17 protein-coding genes and 1 pseudogene are annotated in these 16,279 nt (G+C 41.9%); 16 read left to right on the top strand and 2 right to left on the bottom strand.

Annotation, left to right across the window (positions count from 1 at the left end):
• The first annotated feature begins 111 nt into the window (after positions 1-111).
• The 15 genes and pseudogenes from DK187_RS18950 (at position 112) to DK187_RS18880 (ending at position 12,308) form a co-directional block, all read left to right on the top strand.
• Positions 112-555, top strand: a complete 444-nt coding sequence (locus tag DK187_RS18950; RefSeq protein ID WP_111608884.1) for a nucleotidyltransferase substrate binding protein — start codon at positions 112-114, stop codon at positions 553-555.
• A complete protein-coding gene (locus DK187_RS18945) occupies positions 548-856 on the top strand; it encodes a nucleotidyltransferase domain-containing protein (protein ID WP_223232233.1) in 309 nt (102 codons plus the stop codon). The genes DK187_RS18950 and DK187_RS18945 overlap by 8 nt, the downstream gene beginning before the upstream one ends.
• Before the next feature lie 9 nt (positions 857-865).
• Entirely contained in the window at positions 866-1,231 is a 366-nt protein-coding gene (locus DK187_RS18940) for a sugar phosphate nucleotidyltransferase (RefSeq protein ID WP_111608883.1), read from the top strand.
• Positions 1,201-1,380, top strand: a pseudogene (gene cpsB / locus DK187_RS18935) (mannose-1-phosphate guanylyltransferase/mannose-6-phosphate isomerase); the annotation flags it as partial. The gene DK187_RS18940 and the pseudogene cpsB, both read left to right, overlap by 31 nt.
• Before the next feature lie 107 nt (positions 1,381-1,487).
• Complete coding sequence (locus DK187_RS18930; protein ID WP_111608882.1) at positions 1,488-2,654, top strand: nucleotide sugar dehydrogenase; 1,167 nt, start codon at positions 1,488-1,490, stop codon at positions 2,652-2,654.
• A gap of 2 nt (positions 2,655-2,656) precedes the next feature.
• Positions 2,657-3,529 (top strand): NAD-dependent epimerase/dehydratase family protein, encoded by an 873-nt coding sequence (locus tag DK187_RS18925; protein ID WP_111608881.1) that lies wholly within the window; start codon positions 2,657-2,659, stop codon positions 3,527-3,529.
• A gap of 290 nt (positions 3,530-3,819) precedes the next feature.
• Entirely contained in the window at positions 3,820-5,079 is a 1,260-nt protein-coding gene (locus tag DK187_RS18920) for a flippase (protein WP_111608880.1), read from the top strand.
• Positions 5,072-5,950: a glycosyltransferase family 2 protein gene (locus tag DK187_RS18915; RefSeq protein WP_162623561.1), complete on the top strand. Its 879-nt coding sequence runs from the start codon at positions 5,072-5,074 to the stop codon at positions 5,948-5,950. Before DK187_RS18920 ends, DK187_RS18915 begins: the two co-directional genes overlap by 8 nt.
• Before the next feature lie 39 nt (positions 5,951-5,989).
• Positions 5,990-7,072 carry an EpsG family protein gene (locus tag DK187_RS18910; protein WP_111608878.1) on the top strand — a complete coding sequence of 361 codons (1,083 nt, stop codon included), beginning with the start codon at positions 5,990-5,992 and terminating at the stop codon, positions 7,070-7,072.
• Between the two features lie 11 nt (positions 7,073-7,083).
• Positions 7,084-7,896 (top strand): glycosyltransferase family 2 protein, encoded by an 813-nt coding sequence (locus DK187_RS18905; RefSeq protein WP_162623560.1) that lies wholly within the window; start codon positions 7,084-7,086, stop codon positions 7,894-7,896.
• 64 nt (positions 7,897-7,960) lie between these two features.
• On the top strand, positions 7,961-9,043 hold the full coding sequence (gene rfbB, locus DK187_RS18900; RefSeq protein WP_111608876.1) for a dTDP-glucose 4,6-dehydratase: 1,083 nt from the start codon (positions 7,961-7,963) through the stop codon (positions 9,041-9,043).
• A 10-nt stretch (positions 9,044-9,053) separates the two neighbouring features.
• Complete coding sequence (gene rfbA / locus DK187_RS18895; protein ID WP_111608875.1) at positions 9,054-9,935, top strand: glucose-1-phosphate thymidylyltransferase RfbA; 882 nt, start codon at positions 9,054-9,056, stop codon at positions 9,933-9,935.
• 40 nt (positions 9,936-9,975) lie between these two features.
• Positions 9,976-10,512, top strand: a complete 537-nt coding sequence (gene rfbC, locus DK187_RS18890) for a dTDP-4-dehydrorhamnose 3,5-epimerase (RefSeq protein WP_111608874.1) — start codon at positions 9,976-9,978, stop codon at positions 10,510-10,512.
• Positions 10,513-11,391 (top strand): dTDP-4-dehydrorhamnose reductase, encoded by an 879-nt coding sequence (gene rfbD, locus DK187_RS18885; protein ID WP_111608873.1) that lies wholly within the window; start codon positions 10,513-10,515, stop codon positions 11,389-11,391.
• Positions 11,388-12,308 (top strand): glycosyltransferase family 2 protein, encoded by a 921-nt coding sequence (locus tag DK187_RS18880; RefSeq protein WP_111608872.1) that lies wholly within the window; start codon positions 11,388-11,390, stop codon positions 12,306-12,308. The genes rfbD and DK187_RS18880 overlap by 4 nt, the downstream gene beginning before the upstream one ends.
• 168 nt (positions 12,309-12,476) lie before the next feature.
• On the opposite strand, the gene DK187_RS18875 is transcribed toward DK187_RS18880, so the two are convergent.
• On the bottom strand, positions 12,477-13,898 hold the full coding sequence (locus DK187_RS18875; RefSeq protein WP_111608889.1) for an undecaprenyl-phosphate glucose phosphotransferase: 1,422 nt from the start codon (positions 13,896-13,898) through the stop codon (positions 12,477-12,479).
• 172 nt (positions 13,899-14,070) lie between these two features.
• Between DK187_RS18875 and DK187_RS18870 the strand changes: the two genes are divergently transcribed.
• Positions 14,071-15,312, top strand: coding sequence for an O-antigen ligase family protein (locus DK187_RS18870; protein ID WP_111608871.1), 1,242 nt, complete (start codon positions 14,071-14,073; stop codon positions 15,310-15,312).
• 96 nt (positions 15,313-15,408) lie between these two features.
• Here DK187_RS18870 and DK187_RS18865 read toward each other — a convergent pair whose 3' ends face one another.
• Complete coding sequence (locus tag DK187_RS18865) at positions 15,409-16,140, bottom strand: BamJ family beta-barrel-assembly machinery protein (RefSeq protein ID WP_111608870.1); 732 nt, start codon at positions 16,138-16,140, stop codon at positions 15,409-15,411.
• Positions 16,141-16,279: the final 139 nt, after the last annotated feature.

The following is a 16,279-nucleotide window of genomic DNA, read 5'->3' as shown; positions in this document are numbered from 1 at the left end:
GGTTGGGAGTGTGGGGTCACGGTTTTTGCGTCAGATTACGCCTCGTGCCTCGTCTCATCTGACCTACAAGTGATTTGTTTTTTTGGTTTTTGATATTAAATAAGGATTTTTATGAGTGTTGATATTCGTTGGCTGCAGCGTTTCGAACATTTTACACTGGCGCATGATCAATTGGCTGATGCTTTGCGTTTGATGGCTGAACGACCGCTGAGTAATCTTGAGAAGCAGGGTACTATTCAGGCGTTTGAGTTTACGTATGAGTTGGCTTGGAATGTGTTAAGGGATTACTTGGTTTGGCAGGGGATTGAGTCGATTTCTGGGTCACGAGACGCTATTCGTGAGTCGTTTAAGCGTGATCTTATTGCGGATGGTGGGGCTTGGCTGTCGATGTTGCAAGACCGTAACCGTACCGTTCACACTTATAATGAAGAAACGGCGAATCAAATACTCGGGCAGTTGCGGTTGGTTTATGCGGGGTTGTTTATGGCGTTTCGGTGTAAATTTCAGTCGTTAGCGGATGACACTCGTGACTCAATGGAAAATGGCGATGTTTGACATGGGAGGGTTGAGTCGCGCTGAATGTGACAGTATTAACGGTGTTTTTCAGTTATACCCTCAGATTAAGACGGTGATTTTGTATGGCTCTAGAGCGAAAGGTAATTTTCGTCCTAGTTCAGATATCGATTTAACGTTGGTGGGCGATTTGGATTGGTCAATTTTCACAGAGGTTGAGAATGCCTTGGATGATCTGTTGTTACCTTACAAAATAGATTTGTCGATGTTTGATCATTTGGAAAATAATCAGTTGATTGAACACATTGAGCGGGTAGGGTTGGTTTTTTATAGTAGGAAGTAACCGCTTTGTGTGTCAGATCACGCCTCGTACTTCGTCTCATCTGACCTACAAGAGTTGGTAGTGATTTTTGTAGGTCGTGTCGTTTGTCGCGTTTGTCCTTTATTTCCGCATTTTTATATTTCTTGCTGTTGGGTTTTGTTACACTGGCGAGATTATTTTGTTATAGGCGCTGGATCTGTTTTGAAAATTATTCCTGTCATTTTATCCGGTGGGATAGGAAGTCGCCTTTGGCCGTTATCGCGTGATCATTTTCCTAAACAGCGTTATGCATTAGTAGATGCTCACTACAGTCTTTTGCAGCAGACTATGCTGCGTACTTTGTCGTTGGACGTAGCGGATCCTAAGTGCTCAATGGTGAACGTGAAATTCTGTTAACTGAAAACGAGTCGACCTATATTCCGGTGGGCGTGGTGTATGCCTTGGAAAACCCTGGCAAGATTCCATTAGAGTTGGTGGAAGTGCAGTCGGGCAGTTATTTGGGCGAAGACGACATTGTGCGTTTCAGTGATTGTTATGGTCGTTAAATGTTAATTGATAGAATAAGTCGCTGTATAATCGATTTTTTCGACTATTTATTGAATGTTAATCTTGTAAGAAGCGCGTTCACTATGAAAAAGGAAATTATTCTCCAATGAAAATCGTAATCGCGGGTACTGGCTACGTTGGTTTATCGCTTGCTGTGCTTTTGGCACAACGCCATGAAGTGGTTGCGCTCGATGTGATACCCGAGAAGGTAGCTCTTTTAAACAACAAAAAATCCCCCATTCATGATGCTGAAATTGAAGACTTTCTTCAGAATAAGTCATTGAATCTTGTCGCTACATTGGATAAACAGCAGGCTTATCAAGATGCTGACTATGTCATTATCGCGACGCCAACCGACTATGATGCCGAAACCCATTACTTTAATACTAAGTCGATTGAATCTGTGATTACGGATGTGTTAGCGATTAATCCAAAGGCTGTTATGGTGATTAAATCGACCATCCCTGTTGGCTATATAGAAAGAGTAAAAACCAAGTTTGGTGTAAACAATATTATTTTCTCTCCAGAGTTTCTTCGCGAAGGCAAGGCGCTGTATGACAACCTGCATCCTTCTCGTATTATTGTTGGCGAAGTCTCGGAGCGAGCGACCATTTTTGCGAATTTGCTGGTAGAGGGGGCGATCAAACAAGATGTACCTGTGTTGTTTACCAATGCAACGGAAGCAGAAGCTATTAAGTTATTTGCCAATACCTATTTGGCTATGCGAGTGGCGTTTTTTAATGAACTGGACACTTACGCTGAAATGCATGGTTTAGAGTCAAGACAGATTATTGAAGGCATTAGCCTCGACCCTCGTATTGGTGGGCATTATAACAATCCTTCTTTTGGTTACGGTGGTTATTGTCTACCAAAGGATACCAAGCAACTATTGGCCAATTTTGAAATGGTGCCTCAGGCATTGATTGGCGCCATTGTAAAGTCAAACGACACACGTATGGACTTTGTAGAGCATCAAATTCTGAAGAAAAAGCCGAAAAAAGTCGGTGTGTACCGCCTGATTATGAAGGCGGGCTCTGATAACTTTCGTGCCAGTGCGATACAGGGGATTATGTATCGTCTACAGGGTAAGGGGGTTGAGTTGGTGATTTACGAGCCTGAGTTGGATGACACTGAGTTTCACGAGGCAAAAGTATTGCGTTCTTTGGCGCAGTTCAAAGCAGAGAGCGATGTGATTATTGCGAATCGCATGAGTGACGAGCTATTAGATGTCGTAGCAAAAGTTTACACACGCGATTTGTTTGCTAAGGATTAAAAATGAAAGATAAAAAAGTATTAGTGACTGGTGGTGCTGGTTTTGTTGGCAGTCACTTATGTGAGCGTTTGGTGGCAATGGGTGGTTACGAAGTGTATTCACTGGATAATTACTTTACAGGGAGTGAAGCCAATCATGTGGCAGGTGTGACCTATATTCGTGGCGAGACAAAAGACATTGCCATGTTGGTCGATTTTATGCCTCATATGGTGTATCACCTTGGTGAATATTCGCGGGTAGAGCAAAGTTTTGACGATATTGAGAAAGTATGGGCATACAATAAAGACGGCATTTTTTCGGTACTAGAGTTTGTTCGCAAAGTGGGCTGCAAGATTCTGTATGCGGGCAGCAGTACTAAATTTGGTGATGGTGGTTTTGGGCGTAGCGCTTCCCCTTATGCTTGGACAAAAGCGACCAATACTGAGCTGGTGATGAACTATGGCAATTGGTTCAACGTTCCCTATGCGATCACGTATTTTTATAACGTGTATGGTGAGCGTGAAATCCAAACTGGTAAATACGCGACCTTGATTGCCTTGTATAAAGAAAAAATGCGCAAAGGTGAGCCTTTGACTGTAGTAAGCCCTGGTTCTCAAAAGCGTAACTTTACTCACATCGACGACATTATAGATGGTCTGGTGTTGGTGGGAGAGAATGGTTATGGTGATGAGTTTGGTATTGGTAGCGAAGAAGGTTTCAGTATCGTAGAGGTTGCCAAGATGTTTGGTGGTCAGATTGAAATGTTGCCAGAGCGTAAGGGGAACCGAATGACGGCCGATGTGATTGCGGATAAAACCAAAGCCCTCGGTTGGTCTGCCAAGCGAACCTTGTCTGATTATATCGACAGTTTGAGAGTCGACAATTGGGGGAAATGATGCCTAGGTTATTTAGGCATAAGGCCTAGCATAGCTTAATAGGACTGTGCTCTTGGGGCTAAGCGCCAGCAGATGAAACGTATCTGTGGTGACAGGCGGTATTTAGTGACCGAAAGCGAGTCGATTTTATTCTGATGGATGTAGGTTATGTCTTTGGCAATTCTGGTAAGATTCTGCGCGCATTGTTTGTTATGGCTGTTCTCTATTTTTTAAATTTGGAAGTGGATTTGTTGTTCCCTTATGATGTGGTTATATAGAGTCTTTTGGATGCTTGCCTTGATTAACGTTAAATGAAACTGTTTGCTGTGAACTCTGAAAACCGAAGTTTTTTAGTCAACGCTTCTTTTTTGGCTTTAATGCAGGCGGCTAACACCTTCTTACCTTTATTGACGCTTCCCTTTTTGGTAAGAGTCTTGGGGGTAGAGTTGTTTGGTCAATTGGCCTTTGTTACTGCTTTTATGTACTACTTTGTCGTACTAGCAGATTATGGTTTTAATCTTACGGCCACTCGAGATATCTCAATCCATCGAGATGATGGCAATAGAATCAATCATATCTATAGTAATGTGATGGTCATTAAATCACTGCTGCTCATTGTTGGCTTTTTTTGCTCGCTAACATGTGTGCTTCTGGTGCCTTCTTTTTTTGAGTATTGGCCTCTGTACCTCGCTTCTTTCGTTGTTGTTGTGTGTCAGGCTTTGTTTCCAGTGTGGTTTTTTCAGGGCATGGAAGCGATGAAGTATGTTTCCTATCTGAGTGTTTCCGCTAAAGTGGTTTTAACCGCGGGTGTTTTTATTTTTATTTCTGGTCCAGAAGATTATCTTTGGGTGCCTGTTTTGACAGCCTTAGGGTTTTTCTTGTCGGTGTTGGTGGCACTTTATTTGATTCATGTGAAATATCAGGTCTCGTTTCAATGGCCGCCTTTGGCGGAAATTCGCCAGTCTTTGGTTGAAGGTTGGTTTGTGTTTTTGTCTCAAATGAAAATTACACTGTTCAGTTCCAGTAATATTGTCATACTTGGGATGATGGTTGGCCCAGTTGCTGTAGGTTATTATGTGGCCGCAGAAAAAATCATGCGTACTTTAGCCTTGGCACAAACGCCTATCACCAGCGCATTATTCCCATTGATAGCCAAGAAGATGGCAACGGATAAGGTGGCGGCTATCACCAAGCTGAAAAAAATTGCTTATATGGGCAGTGTGCTTTATCTCTGTCTTTTGGGAAGTGTTTATTTCTTTTCAGATAGCATTATTACTCTTTTTTATGGTGAAGAGATGCAGGCAAGCACTTGGGTGCTCAAGGTAATGTTGATCATTCCTTTATTTATTTTTTTAAATAATATTTTTGGTACTCAAATATTATTGAATACAGGGCGTGAGAAATCTTTTTTCTATATTTTACTTGCTGCCGCCGTTTTGAGTTTGGTGCTATGCGTTACCTTGACCTACTTTTTTTCTTATCAAGGAACGACCATTGCATTACTGGTGACGGAGATATTTATTGTGTTGGCTTTTTTTGTTTTAGTTAGAAAGGATTGGTGGTGTGTTTAAATTACATGGCGTGGTCGTTTTGTATCAGCCTGATGATAGTGTTTGGCGAAATATACAATCGTATTTGGCTCAGGTGGATATACTATTTGTCGTTGATAATTCGGAGGTGAAAAACACCCATCTAATCAGTCAAGTGACATCCTGTGATCATATTGTTTATATTGATAATGGTGGTAATAAAGGCATTGCAACCGCTTTAAATATAGCGGCTCAGCGAGCGATTTCTGCAGGTGCTTCTTGGTTGCTTACAATGGATCAAGACAGTGTGTTTTTAGATCAATCCCTATCTGCTCTGTTGGCTGAGGCCAAGTCTTTACCTAGTGAGCATAATGTAGGTGTGTTATCGCCTGTACATGCCACTGCTAATGTGCGTGTGGCTTTCGGTAAAGAGGGGTCTTCTGCCGTTCACGCCGCCAATAAAATATTCGTAGATGTTGTGATGGCCTCAGGTAATATCATAAATTTGGCTGCTTATCAGAGGGTCGGCGGCTTTTTAGACAAATACTTTATTGATAGTGTCGATCATGAGTATTGTTTAGCTTTAAAAAGAAAAGGCTATCAGATTATAGTGCTTACTTCGAGTGTGTTAGAACACAATTTAGGTGATATGGCCTGCGTACAGTGGTTTGGCCGTAAGATTTTTTATACAAATCATAGTGCTATTAGACGCTATTACATTACTCGCAATCGCTTAGATTTGGTCTGTCGCCATGGACTACATTTTCCTTTTTTTGCTAGTAAGGAGCTATACCACTGGTTGGGGGAATGGGTCAAAATTTTACTTTTTGAACAGCAGAAATGGAAAAAAAGTGTTTTTATTGTCAAAGGCATTTTTGATTTTATACGTCGGCGTTTTGGTAAGCTTTCTTGAACGTGGTACCTTTTGAAACGGTTTTTTTAGGGGTTAATTTTGGCAATTATTGTGACGTTTTTTTCCGGCTTTTACATGGCGCTAATGGCTTGGGTTTATGAGAAAAAAATAAACACCTACCTTTTTTATATTTTGGTGGGTGTGTTTGCCGGTGTTTTTTCGACCTATTTTTCGCATGATTCTCTTGCGTATCAAAAATTGTTTTTAGGTTATTCTACAACGCCTTTTTCTCATACGTTTCATGAAATAACAGGGCATGAATTTTTCTTCGTTTTCTCTAGTAAAGTGTTTTCCTTCTTGCCTGCGTTAGTGTTTTTTTGCCTTTATGCTGTGGTTTCTTTTGCGGTCAAATTGACCTTGATTGAAAAAGCGAGCCGTTACCCTCTATTGTCTTTGCTTTGTTATTTCGCTTTTTTCTTTTTATATATGGATGGTACTGTTGTTCGCCTTAGTTTAGGTATTGCGGTAGCTTATTGGGGCGTGTATTTACTGTCTAAAGATAATGTTATTGCATTCTTAGTGGTTGTGGTATTTAGCAGTGTCTTCTTTCATTATTCTTTGATGGTATTGTTGATTATGCCATTTTTTAGAAGTCATTTATCAATAATTTTTACTTTAGTAATGACGCTTTTTTTCTTGGGCTTATATTTTATTGGTTTTGGTGTTTTAGATTTTTTATTTTTTTTAGCGGGTCATATGGATCCTTCTTACATAGGTGTTAATAAATTTATTTCATATTTGAATAACTCCAATTTAAGTCAACCCTATTCTATATTCTTTTCTTTGCTTTTTCTTGTTTCATGTGTGGGTTATTTTCTATACAGAAAGGAGTTGAGTGTTTTTGAATTGATTGCTTTCAATATGCTTTTTCTGTCTTTTCTTTTTTTAGTGGTACTTTATCAGTCTCAGGTTTTACAAACCAGATTTAGCGAAATTTTCCGGTATTCTTTAATATTCATAGCACCGTTGGCTTATTGTACATTAATGGATTTTTTTAAAAAACCTCGCTTAGCAATGTTAATATACTGTTCTCTTCTTAGTGTTTATTTTTTTTATTGTTATTATTTTCAAGGCATTATTAGTGAGAATAATCTTAGTCTTCTACACGATTTGTTTACTTAAAGGAGGGGATGATGATTCAAATACTGTTGGCTACTTATAATGGGGCAAAGTATTTAGAGGCTCAGTTAGATTCTTTATTGTCTCAGACTTACACCGATTGGACACTGATTGCTCATGATGATGGCTCAACCGATAAAACCTGTGACATTCTTCGTGCTTATCAAAGCCAATACCCAGACATTATCGAAATATTAGAGGACGGTGTAACATTTGGTTGTGCCCGTGATAATTTTACCTATTTGCTTGAAGCATCCACGGCAGAATATGTGATGTTTTGTGATCAAGATGATGTTTGGTTGCCTGAAAAAATTGCAAAAACTTTTTACACAATGCAACAGCTTGAAGGGTTGCATAAGGGCTTACCCATTGTAGTTCATACTGACCTTATGGTTGTGGACGAATCGCTCGGTAGTATTGCTCCATCTATGTTTGACTATCAAGGGTTAAATAGGTCAATAGATGGGCTGTTGCAAATTTTGGCAAAAAATACGGTTACCGGTTGTACTATGATGATTAATCGCCGTGCTATTTCCTCAGCTTTGCCTATGAGCGCTTGCGCTGTTATGCATGACTGGTGGATCGCCGCAAATGTGATTAAGCAGCAAGGGGTTATCGGATTTATAGACGAATCTTTAATCCAATATCGCCAGCATAGTTCTAATTCAGTAGGAACCAAGAAAAACTCTATTTTGGGTTTTATGCTACGTTGTATTAATAGTGTTTTCGATGAAGAGGTTCGTAAAAAAGCTTGGCGTCAAGCAAAAGTCATTGATCCAACGTTAAGCTGGCATAGTTTCTTTCTGAAAAAGCTTAGTCTCCATTGAGACGTTTATGACCTGCTGAAGAAATTATAATGTATTCTTTTAAAAACAGTACTAGAGATATGATATGAAAATTTTAGTGACCGGTGGCGCTGGTTTTATAGGTAGTGCCGTTGTACGTTATTTATTGAGCAGCACTCAGCATTCAGTTGTTAACGTAGATAAACTGACCTACGCGGGGAATTTAGAGTCTATTCCTGCATCATTGCAGGATGCGCGTTATGCTTTTGAACAGGTGGATATTTGTGAGGCGTCTGAGTTAGATCGAGTGTTTCATGCGCATCAGCCAGATGTGGTGATGCATCTGGCGGCGGAGAGCCATGTTGACCGTTCTATCGATGGCCCTGGGGATTTTATTCAGACTAATGTGGTGGGTACTTATACTTTATTGGAGGCGAGCCGTAAGTATTGGCTGGGACTGCCTGGCGATAAAAAGTCCGCGTTTCGGTTTCACCATATTTCGACCGATGAGGTGTATGGGGATTTGCCGCACCCTGATGACGTGGAGGGGGAGTTGACTTTGTTTACAGAAACCACGCCTTATGCACCGAGTTCGCCTTATTCTGCCAGTAAAGCCAGCTCAGACCACTTGGTTCGCGCTTGGTTGCGCACCTATGGTTTGCCGACTATTGTGACTAATTGCTCTAATAATTATGGGCCTTATCATTTTCCTGAAAAGCTTATTCCTCATGTGATTTTGAATGCCTTGTCTGGTAAAGCCTTGCCTGTTTATGGTGACGGTTCGCAAATTCGTGATTGGCTATATGTGGAAGATCACGCACGGGCTTTGGTGACAGTGGCGACAGAGGGCAAAGTCGGCGAGACCTATAACATCGGTGGTCATAATGAGAAGCGTAATATCGAGGTGGTGAAAACCATTTGTGCTCTGCTGGAAGAGCTGGTGCCAACCAAACCGCAGGGCGTAAATGCCTATGAAGATTTGATCACTTATGTGAAAGATCGTCCAGGTCACGATGTGCGTTATGCCATTGATGCGAGTAAGATTGCTAAGGAGCTTGGATGGAAGCCGGAAGAAACGTTTGAGACTGGCATGCGCAAAACAGTACAATGGTATTTAGACAATCAGGATTGGTGGCAGCGCGTACTAAGTGGTGATTACCAATTACATCGTATAGGCGCAAACGCCTAAGGGTTGGGTTATGACAAAACGTAAAGGCATTATTTTGGCGGGGGGCAGTGGCACGCGCTTGCATCCTCTGACATTGGCTACGTCAAAACAACTGATGCCCATTTATGATAAGCCGATGATTTATTATCCATTGTCTGTGCTTATGTTGGCTGGTATTCGTGAGATATTGATTATTACCACACCAGAAGATCAGGCGAGCTTTCAGCATTTGCTGGGCGATGGTAGCCAGTTTGGTGTGGCACTAACTTATGCTGTACAGCCATCTCCAGATGGGTTGGCGCAGGCCTTTATTATTGGTGAAGACTTCATTGGTGATGATAATGTCGCCTTGGTGTTGGGTGATAATATTTTCTTTGGTCAGCATTTTTCTGAGAAACTAAAAGAAGCCGCCTTCATTGAAAAAGGCGCGACGGTATTTGGTTATCATGTGTCTGATCCTGAGCGTTTTGGTGTGGTGGCATTTGATGAGCAAGGCAAAGCTATCAGTATTGAAGAAAAGCCCACTAGTCCTAAATCTTCTTATGCTGTGACGGGGCTGTATTTTTACGACAACGACGTGGTCGAAATAGCCAAGCAGATTACCCCTTCGGTACGTGGTGAGTTAGAAATTACCGATGTGAATTTAGCGTATTTACAGCGTGGTGATTTGCATGTGTCTTTGTTAGGGCGAGGCTTTGCCTGGCTGGACACTGGGACACATGATTCTTTGCTGGAAGCGGGGCAGTTTGTTCAGACAGTTGAACATCGTCAAGGCCTGAAAGTGGCGTGTTTGGAAGAAATTGCTTACCGCCAGAAGTGGATTACCAAAGCGCAGCTGGTTGCGTCTGGTACCGCTTTGAAAAAAACCGGATATGGTCAGTATTTGCTTAAAGTGGCTGACGGTTATCAATAAAAGGTCATCAATAAAAGGCTATTTATAAAAGGTAAGTATGATGGATGTTATTAAAACCGCTATCGATGGGGTGGTCATTATAGAGCCTAAAGTGTTTGGTGATGAGCGAGGCTTTTTTTTGGAAACGTTTCAGGCGGAACGCTATAAAGAATTGGCTGGTATTGATTTGCCCTTTGTTCAAGATAATCACTCTCGCTCAGGAAAAAATGTCTTGCGTGGTTTGCATTTTCAAAAGACCAAACCTCAGGGTAAGTTAGTACGAGTGGTGCGCGGTGAAGTGTTTGATGTGGTAGTAGATATACGAAAAAGTTCTCCTACTTATGGTTTGTGGGCTGGGGTTTTATTATCAGAAGAAAACAAACGTCAGTTTTGGGTGCCACCCGGTTTGGCTCATGGTTTTGTGGTGTTGTCGGAGGTGGCGGATTTCGAATACAAGTGCACGGATTATTATGATCCGAGTGACGAAGGTTGTTTGATATGGAATGATCCAACCGTCGACATAGAATGGCCAGAAGGTATTGAGCCGATTTTATCGGCAAAAGACCAACTGGGTCATGCATTGGGTGAGTTGTTGTAAATGCGTATTTTACTGACGGGTAAACATGGCCAGCTGGGCCGTTGCTTTCAAGATGTATTAACAAGGGCGAATCATGAGTTGTTTGCTTATGATTCGGCTGAGTTGAATATTGCCGATGCTCAGCTTGTGGCGGCTATTATCCAGCAAGTAAAACCGGACATTATTGTAAACGCTGCGGCTTATACGGCGGTGGACAAAGCGGAAACCGATTCAGAGAATGCTTATTTAGTGAATGCAACAGGGCCTAAATTACTGGCAATACAAGCGGCTGATTTAGATATTCCTTTGATTCACGTTTCTACGGATTATGTTTTTGACGGGGCGGCGGTCGAACCTTATTTGCCGACCGATGAGACCAACCCGCAAGGGGTTTATGGTGCCTCTAAATTAGCGGGTGAGCAGGCTGTCAAGGCTGAATGTGAGAAATACATTATTTTGCGTACGGCTTGGGTGTTTAGCGAATACGGCAATAACTTTGTCAAAACCATGGTACGTTTGGCGAAAGAGCGCGACGTTTTGAATGTGGTGGCCGATCAATACGGTTGCCCGACTTACGCTGGTGATTTGGCAAAAGCTATTTTGCGCATTTGTGAACAGTATGAGCAGGGTAAAGTGCTGGCTTGGGGGATTTATCATTATTGTGGCGACTCGCCAATTAGTTGGCACGGCTTTGCGCGCGTTATTTTTTTTAAAGCGGAGAGGTCTGGTGTGATTGCTAAGCGTCCACAGCTTAAAGCGATTAGCTCGGATCAGTATCCAACACCTGCGAAGCGGCCTGAATATTCGGTAATGTCGACAGAGGCACTGGCTGATATTGGGGTGCAGGCTTCACTTTGGCGTTCCAGCCTTGATATGGTATTACGCAGGTTAGCAGTATGATGGATGTAACTGTTGTTGTGCCTACTTATAATGGTGGCATCTTGTGGAAAGAGTCTGCACGGCGTTTAGCTGAACAGATGCCTTCTCCATTAAGAGTGAAGATCGTTGACTCATCGTCAAAAGATGATACACGTGATACCGCACGAGGCTTCAATTTCGAGGTGGCGACGATTGAGCAAAAAGATTTTGATCATGGAGGAACACGATCTTATGCTTTGGCTGACATCACAACGGAGTTGGTTGTATTTTTAACTCAGGATGCCCTCTTGGAAGGGGCAGATGCTATTTCCAATTTGGTTTCTATTTTTGATAAGGAGCCAGAGGTAGTCTGTGTTTATGGTCGTCAATTGCCGCATTTGGATGCCAATCCATTAGCGCAACATGCTCGGCATAATAGCTATAAGTCGAATAGTTATGTTACTAGTTTAGCAGCGGATTTTCCGGTAGGGTTTCGCAAGTCATTTTTATCCAACTCTTTTTCGGCCTACCGTGTTGATTTTTTACGTTCGATTGGTGGGTTCCCAGAGCATTTGATTTTGGGTGAAGATGCTTATGTTGCAGCAAGAGCATTGCTTGATAATAAAAAAGTGGCTTATGCTTCCGAGGCGTGTGTGAGGCATTCTCATAATTATTCTGCAAAACAAGAATTTCAGCGCTATTTTGATATTGGCGTTTTTCACTCGACTCAATCTTGGATGATCGACGCGTTAGGTTCTGTTGAAGGAGAGGGGGTGAAATTTGCTGTCGATCAGTTATTTTATGTGTGTAAAACGAATAAGTATCTTTGGTTCATTCCTTCAATTTTTTCTTCTATGGCAAAGTATATTGGCTATAAGCTTGGGAAAAAACATAAGCGACTAGGTGTACCATTGTCTCGACGTTTATCTATGTATAAAAGTTATTGGAACCGAGTTTGAGTCGCATTTCTACAACACTCGTAGCGACTAAGAGCACTTCAAAGGCTTACAGTTATCCGTACCCAACGTTATAGTGAGGTCATCGCAGGATGGCTTTAATGAAGTGTCAGAATGTAAACCTTGTTGGTTGACGAGATGTTTTTCTTAAAACTATAAAAATTCAGCTTATTACGCTGCATTTTTATGTATGAAGCCTTTGAGTATGGTCAATAAAATGATTTTCAGGTCAAACCAGACTGACCAATTTTCAATGTAATAAAGGTCATATTCGACTCGATTTGCCATTTTGTCTATGGTGTCTGTTTCTCCACGAAAGCCGTTTACTTGTGCCCAGCCAGTTATGCCAGGTTTGACCATATGGCGCTGCATGTATGATTCCACCAAAGTTTTGTAGTGCTCATTGTGTGCGAGAGCATGCGGCCTGGGTCCTACAATTGACATTCTGCCTTGCAGGACGTTTATAAATTGCGGCAGTTCATCGAGAGAAGTTCTTCTCATAAAAGCGCCGATTGGGGTGATTCGGCTATCGCCTCTTTTGGCTTGCGTCACTTTTCCATCTTCTTCATCGTGTACCACCATGGAGCGGAATTTATAGACTTTGAAGTCTTGTCCATTTGCACCAGTGCGATATTGTTTGAACAAAATAGGTCCCTTTGAGGTAAGTTTTACTGCCATAGCTAGCCCTATTAGAATTGGACTAATGCAAATTAAAATACAAAAAGATAGCACTTTGTCTTCAACTGATTTTAAAAAACGGTTCTTGCCTTCTAGCATATGCGAGGTGGATAAGTTAATAACAGGCAACCCTGCTACTTCCGTCACAGAATGATTAAGAAGTCTGAAACCAAAGATGTCAGGTACCATTCGTATGACAATAGAGTTGTTACAAAGTGCCGCTTGTACTTGCTCCATCTTTTCTACTTCGCTCATGGGAAGTGCAATCCAGACTTGATCTGTCTTGTGCTTTTTAGAAATACTCTCTAACTCTTTGAGATCTCCTAAGTAAGGTATAAGGTGACCCTTTTGAGTGGTTAAGCCGCTAATTTTTCCGTGTGTACTCACGATACCCTGTACGACCAACCCCATTTCTGGATGTTGTTCTAGGCGTTCCGCTACTTGTTGGGCGAGTAATCCATCTCCAATAACAATAATATTTCTTATATTGTAACCCTTTGCTCTTAACGCCCCTAAACTTTGTCTTAAAATAAGACGGTAACCGATGATTAAGATAGTTGACGAAGCAAGCCAGGTAGCGACCCAGATTCTGGAATAAAGCTCCGATGTTTGTGTGGCAAAAGCACTTAATACGAGTAGTAGGAATGTACCAAAGGTGGCAGTGACAACACATCTAATTTCGCTAGTGAATGAAGATCCTCGCCATGCACGGTAGCCGCCAAAAATCGACAGCAAGGTAGCGCCAATGATAACACCTAGCAATAAGACATTTTTGTAGGCGATATTTAGGTCGAAATGTGAAAAACGTATCCAATAACTTAACAAACCTGTGACAAATAAACAAAGCACATCTAGTGCTCTATGGGAAATACTGATTGAGGTACTGTGTTCTTTTAGGGTTAAACCTTTTTTCACTTCTTTCTCGTCTCGTATATTAGGTATAATCAAACACTTATATCCGTTGTATGATAGCAGCAAACGCTGAAAAGTAATCTAATTGTCGCTATGTACTCCTTACGTTGCCTATTGTAGCGGAAGGGCAGGCTAATCTTCCAGTGATGATACTCAGTAAGGGATTTTTTGTAATATGTTGAATCGTGTTTTTGGTACTTTAGCGTGGCTTGCCGCAGCGCTGACTTTTGCTTTGTCTATCGCCTTGCCCAGTGGCTACGGAATTGGTACGACATTTATCTTTTTATTGTCCTTGTTGGGGTTGTTTGTACTGAAAGCCAGATGGTGTGAGTTAAGCCAGGATGACCGGGTGTTGTTTTGGGTGTTCGTATTATTTGCCCTTAGTATGTTTGTCTTTGTTTATTTAGATGGATGGTACACAAGAGAACTGGATCGACCTTCTCGTTTTATTTTTGTATTGCCAGTTATGTTTTTGTTGCTTAAGTCAGTGGGACGGGAACAGTGGCTCTGGCTTGGCTGTATAGTGGGTGCGATAGGGGCTTTTGCATTGGCTTTGTATGAGCGCCAAAGTCTTGGTTTAGATCGTGCACAGGGTAGTGAACATCCGATTATGTTTGGTAATACTGGCGTACTACTGGGTCTAATAAGCCTTGTGGCGTCTATGTTCTATTTTGCAAAGCAGCGTTATATTTGGATGGCACTTGCACTTATCGGTTGTTTGTCAGGCATTGGTGCTTCTCTTTTGTCTGGTTCACGAGGTGGTTGGGTTGCATTGCCTTTGATTGGTCTTTTTTTGTTGTGGCAAAGTCGCTTTTTATTGGGAAAGAAGCTTGTTTTGGGTGGGAGTATTGCGGCTATTGTGGTGCTTGCGTGCGTGGTGTCGATTCCACAAACAGGTGTTCAAGGCCGGATCATGGATGCTGTTCATGATGTTCAGCTTTATCAGGCTGGCACCGATAAAAACACCTCTGTGGGCCTTCGATTTGAAATGTGGAAAGCGGCTTGGCAGATGTTTAAGCAAGAACCTGTATTGGGTGTGGGTGAGTATGGCAGTGTTGCTGTAAAAGAGAGATTAATTGAGCAGGGAGTTGTGATACCTGAAGTTCTGAACTTCAGTCACGCACATAATGAGTTTATCAACGCTTTGAGTTTAAGAGGGCTGGTTGGTTTGCTGTTTTTAATGATTGTTTATCTGTTGCCATTGAGACTTTTCTTGAAAAAAATGCGCCAGCATCCTGATAACTGGGGTATTCGGTCTTATGCCATGGCTGGGGCTTTAGTCCCTATGTGCTATATGGACTTTGGTCTATCACAGGCTATGTTTTCCCACAACATTGGCGTGATGATGTATGTTTTTCCAATTGTGTATTTCTGGGCGGCTGTGCGTTGGGCTGAACGAAAAGAATTGGCAAAATAGCTTGGAGTTGAGCTTTTTAGCAGGACTATATAAACAAAAAAATGGCCATCAAATGATGGCCATTTTTAAATCAATGTATTTTTCACCGCAAAGCAATTACTTGGCAGCTTCTGTCTCGCTTTCTTCGTTTACTACCTTGTGTAGTTCAACCACAAATTTCAGTGCGGCATTCGGTGGAATAGGGCCTGTTCCGCCAGGACCATAAGCTAGGTCTGCTGGGATATAAAGCTCGTATTTAGAGCCCGCTGTCATCAATTGTAGGCCTTCTGTCCATCCAGCGATCACGCCATTAAGAGGGAAAGAGATGGATTCACCACGTTGGTATGAGCTGTCGAATACGGTGCCGTCAATTAGGCTGCCTTCGTAGTCCACTTCTACCGTATCATTGGCGTTTGGCTTATCGCCTTTGCCTTCGGTGATAACTTTATAGAGCAAGCCAGATTCTGTTTTCTTCACGCCTTTTTCGGCTTCTTTTTCTTTCAGCCACGCTGCAGAGGCGGCTTTGGCTTCTTCTGCTGCTTTTTCTTCTTCAAGCTGTGCTTTTGCCATTTGTTCTTGCTGGTAGCTTTGGATGGTTTGTGTTACTTCATCCATGGTCATTTGACCTTCTTTGCCAGCAAAAGCGTCTTGGAAGCCTGCCATAAAGGTTTTCATGTCTAAGTCCGAAAAGTCTTGTGACATACGTGAACCAAACATAGTACCTATGCTGTAGCCAAGGCGTTGTTCTTTTGAGTCGAGTTTAACTGCACTGTCCTCTGCGTACGCAAGAGAAACGGAAGACATGACCAGCGCCGCAATAAGCGTTTTTTTCATAACTATTTTTTTCATAAGGAAAGGTGTTCCATTGTTTGTTGATGTATCACTCAGTGATGTAAAGCATTTAGACGGAGTTTGATTTGCTTATTGTTGATTCACATTTCATGGGGCGAAAACAAAGCAGGAACAATGATATACGCCTTGTACTTTG

The organism is Marinomonas arctica (assembly GCF_003259225.1).
Lineage (GTDB): Bacteria > Pseudomonadota > Gammaproteobacteria > Pseudomonadales > Marinomonadaceae > Marinomonas > Marinomonas arctica.
The sequence above is the reverse complement of the archived record's forward strand: the minus strand, read 5'-3'. Positions and strand labels throughout refer to the sequence as shown.

Coding starts and splice junctions, on each gene's coding strand:
- DK187_RS18905 (WP_162623560.1), top strand. CDS start 7,084: ATGATTCAAATACTGTTGGCTACTTATAATGGGGCAAAGTATTTAGAG.
- rfbB (WP_111608876.1), top strand. CDS start 7,961: ATGAAAATTTTAGTGACCGGTGGCGCTGGTTTTATAGGTAGTGCCGTT.
- DK187_RS18870 (WP_111608871.1), top strand. CDS start 14,071: ATGTTGAATCGTGTTTTTGGTACTTTAGCGTGGCTTGCCGCAGCGCTG.
- DK187_RS18920 (WP_111608880.1), top strand. CDS start 3,820: ATGAAACTGTTTGCTGTGAACTCTGAAAACCGAAGTTTTTTAGTCAAC.
- DK187_RS18930 (WP_111608882.1), top strand. CDS start 1,488: ATGAAAATCGTAATCGCGGGTACTGGCTACGTTGGTTTATCGCTTGCT.
- DK187_RS18945 (WP_223232233.1), top strand. CDS start 548: ATGTTTGACATGGGAGGGTTGAGTCGCGCTGAATGTGACAGTATTAAC.
- rfbC (WP_111608874.1), top strand. CDS start 9,976: ATGGATGTTATTAAAACCGCTATCGATGGGGTGGTCATTATAGAGCCT.
- DK187_RS18950 (WP_111608884.1), top strand. CDS start 112: ATGAGTGTTGATATTCGTTGGCTGCAGCGTTTCGAACATTTTACACTG.
- DK187_RS18880 (WP_111608872.1), top strand. CDS start 11,388: ATGATGGATGTAACTGTTGTTGTGCCTACTTATAATGGTGGCATCTTG.
- DK187_RS18925 (WP_111608881.1), top strand. CDS start 2,657: ATGAAAGATAAAAAAGTATTAGTGACTGGTGGTGCTGGTTTTGTTGGC.
- rfbA (WP_111608875.1), top strand. CDS start 9,054: ATGACAAAACGTAAAGGCATTATTTTGGCGGGGGGCAGTGGCACGCGC.
- DK187_RS18865 (WP_111608870.1), bottom strand. CDS start 16,140: ATGAAAAAAATAGTTATGAAAAAAACGCTTATTGCGGCGCTGGTCATG.
- rfbD (WP_111608873.1), top strand. CDS start 10,513: ATGCGTATTTTACTGACGGGTAAACATGGCCAGCTGGGCCGTTGCTTT.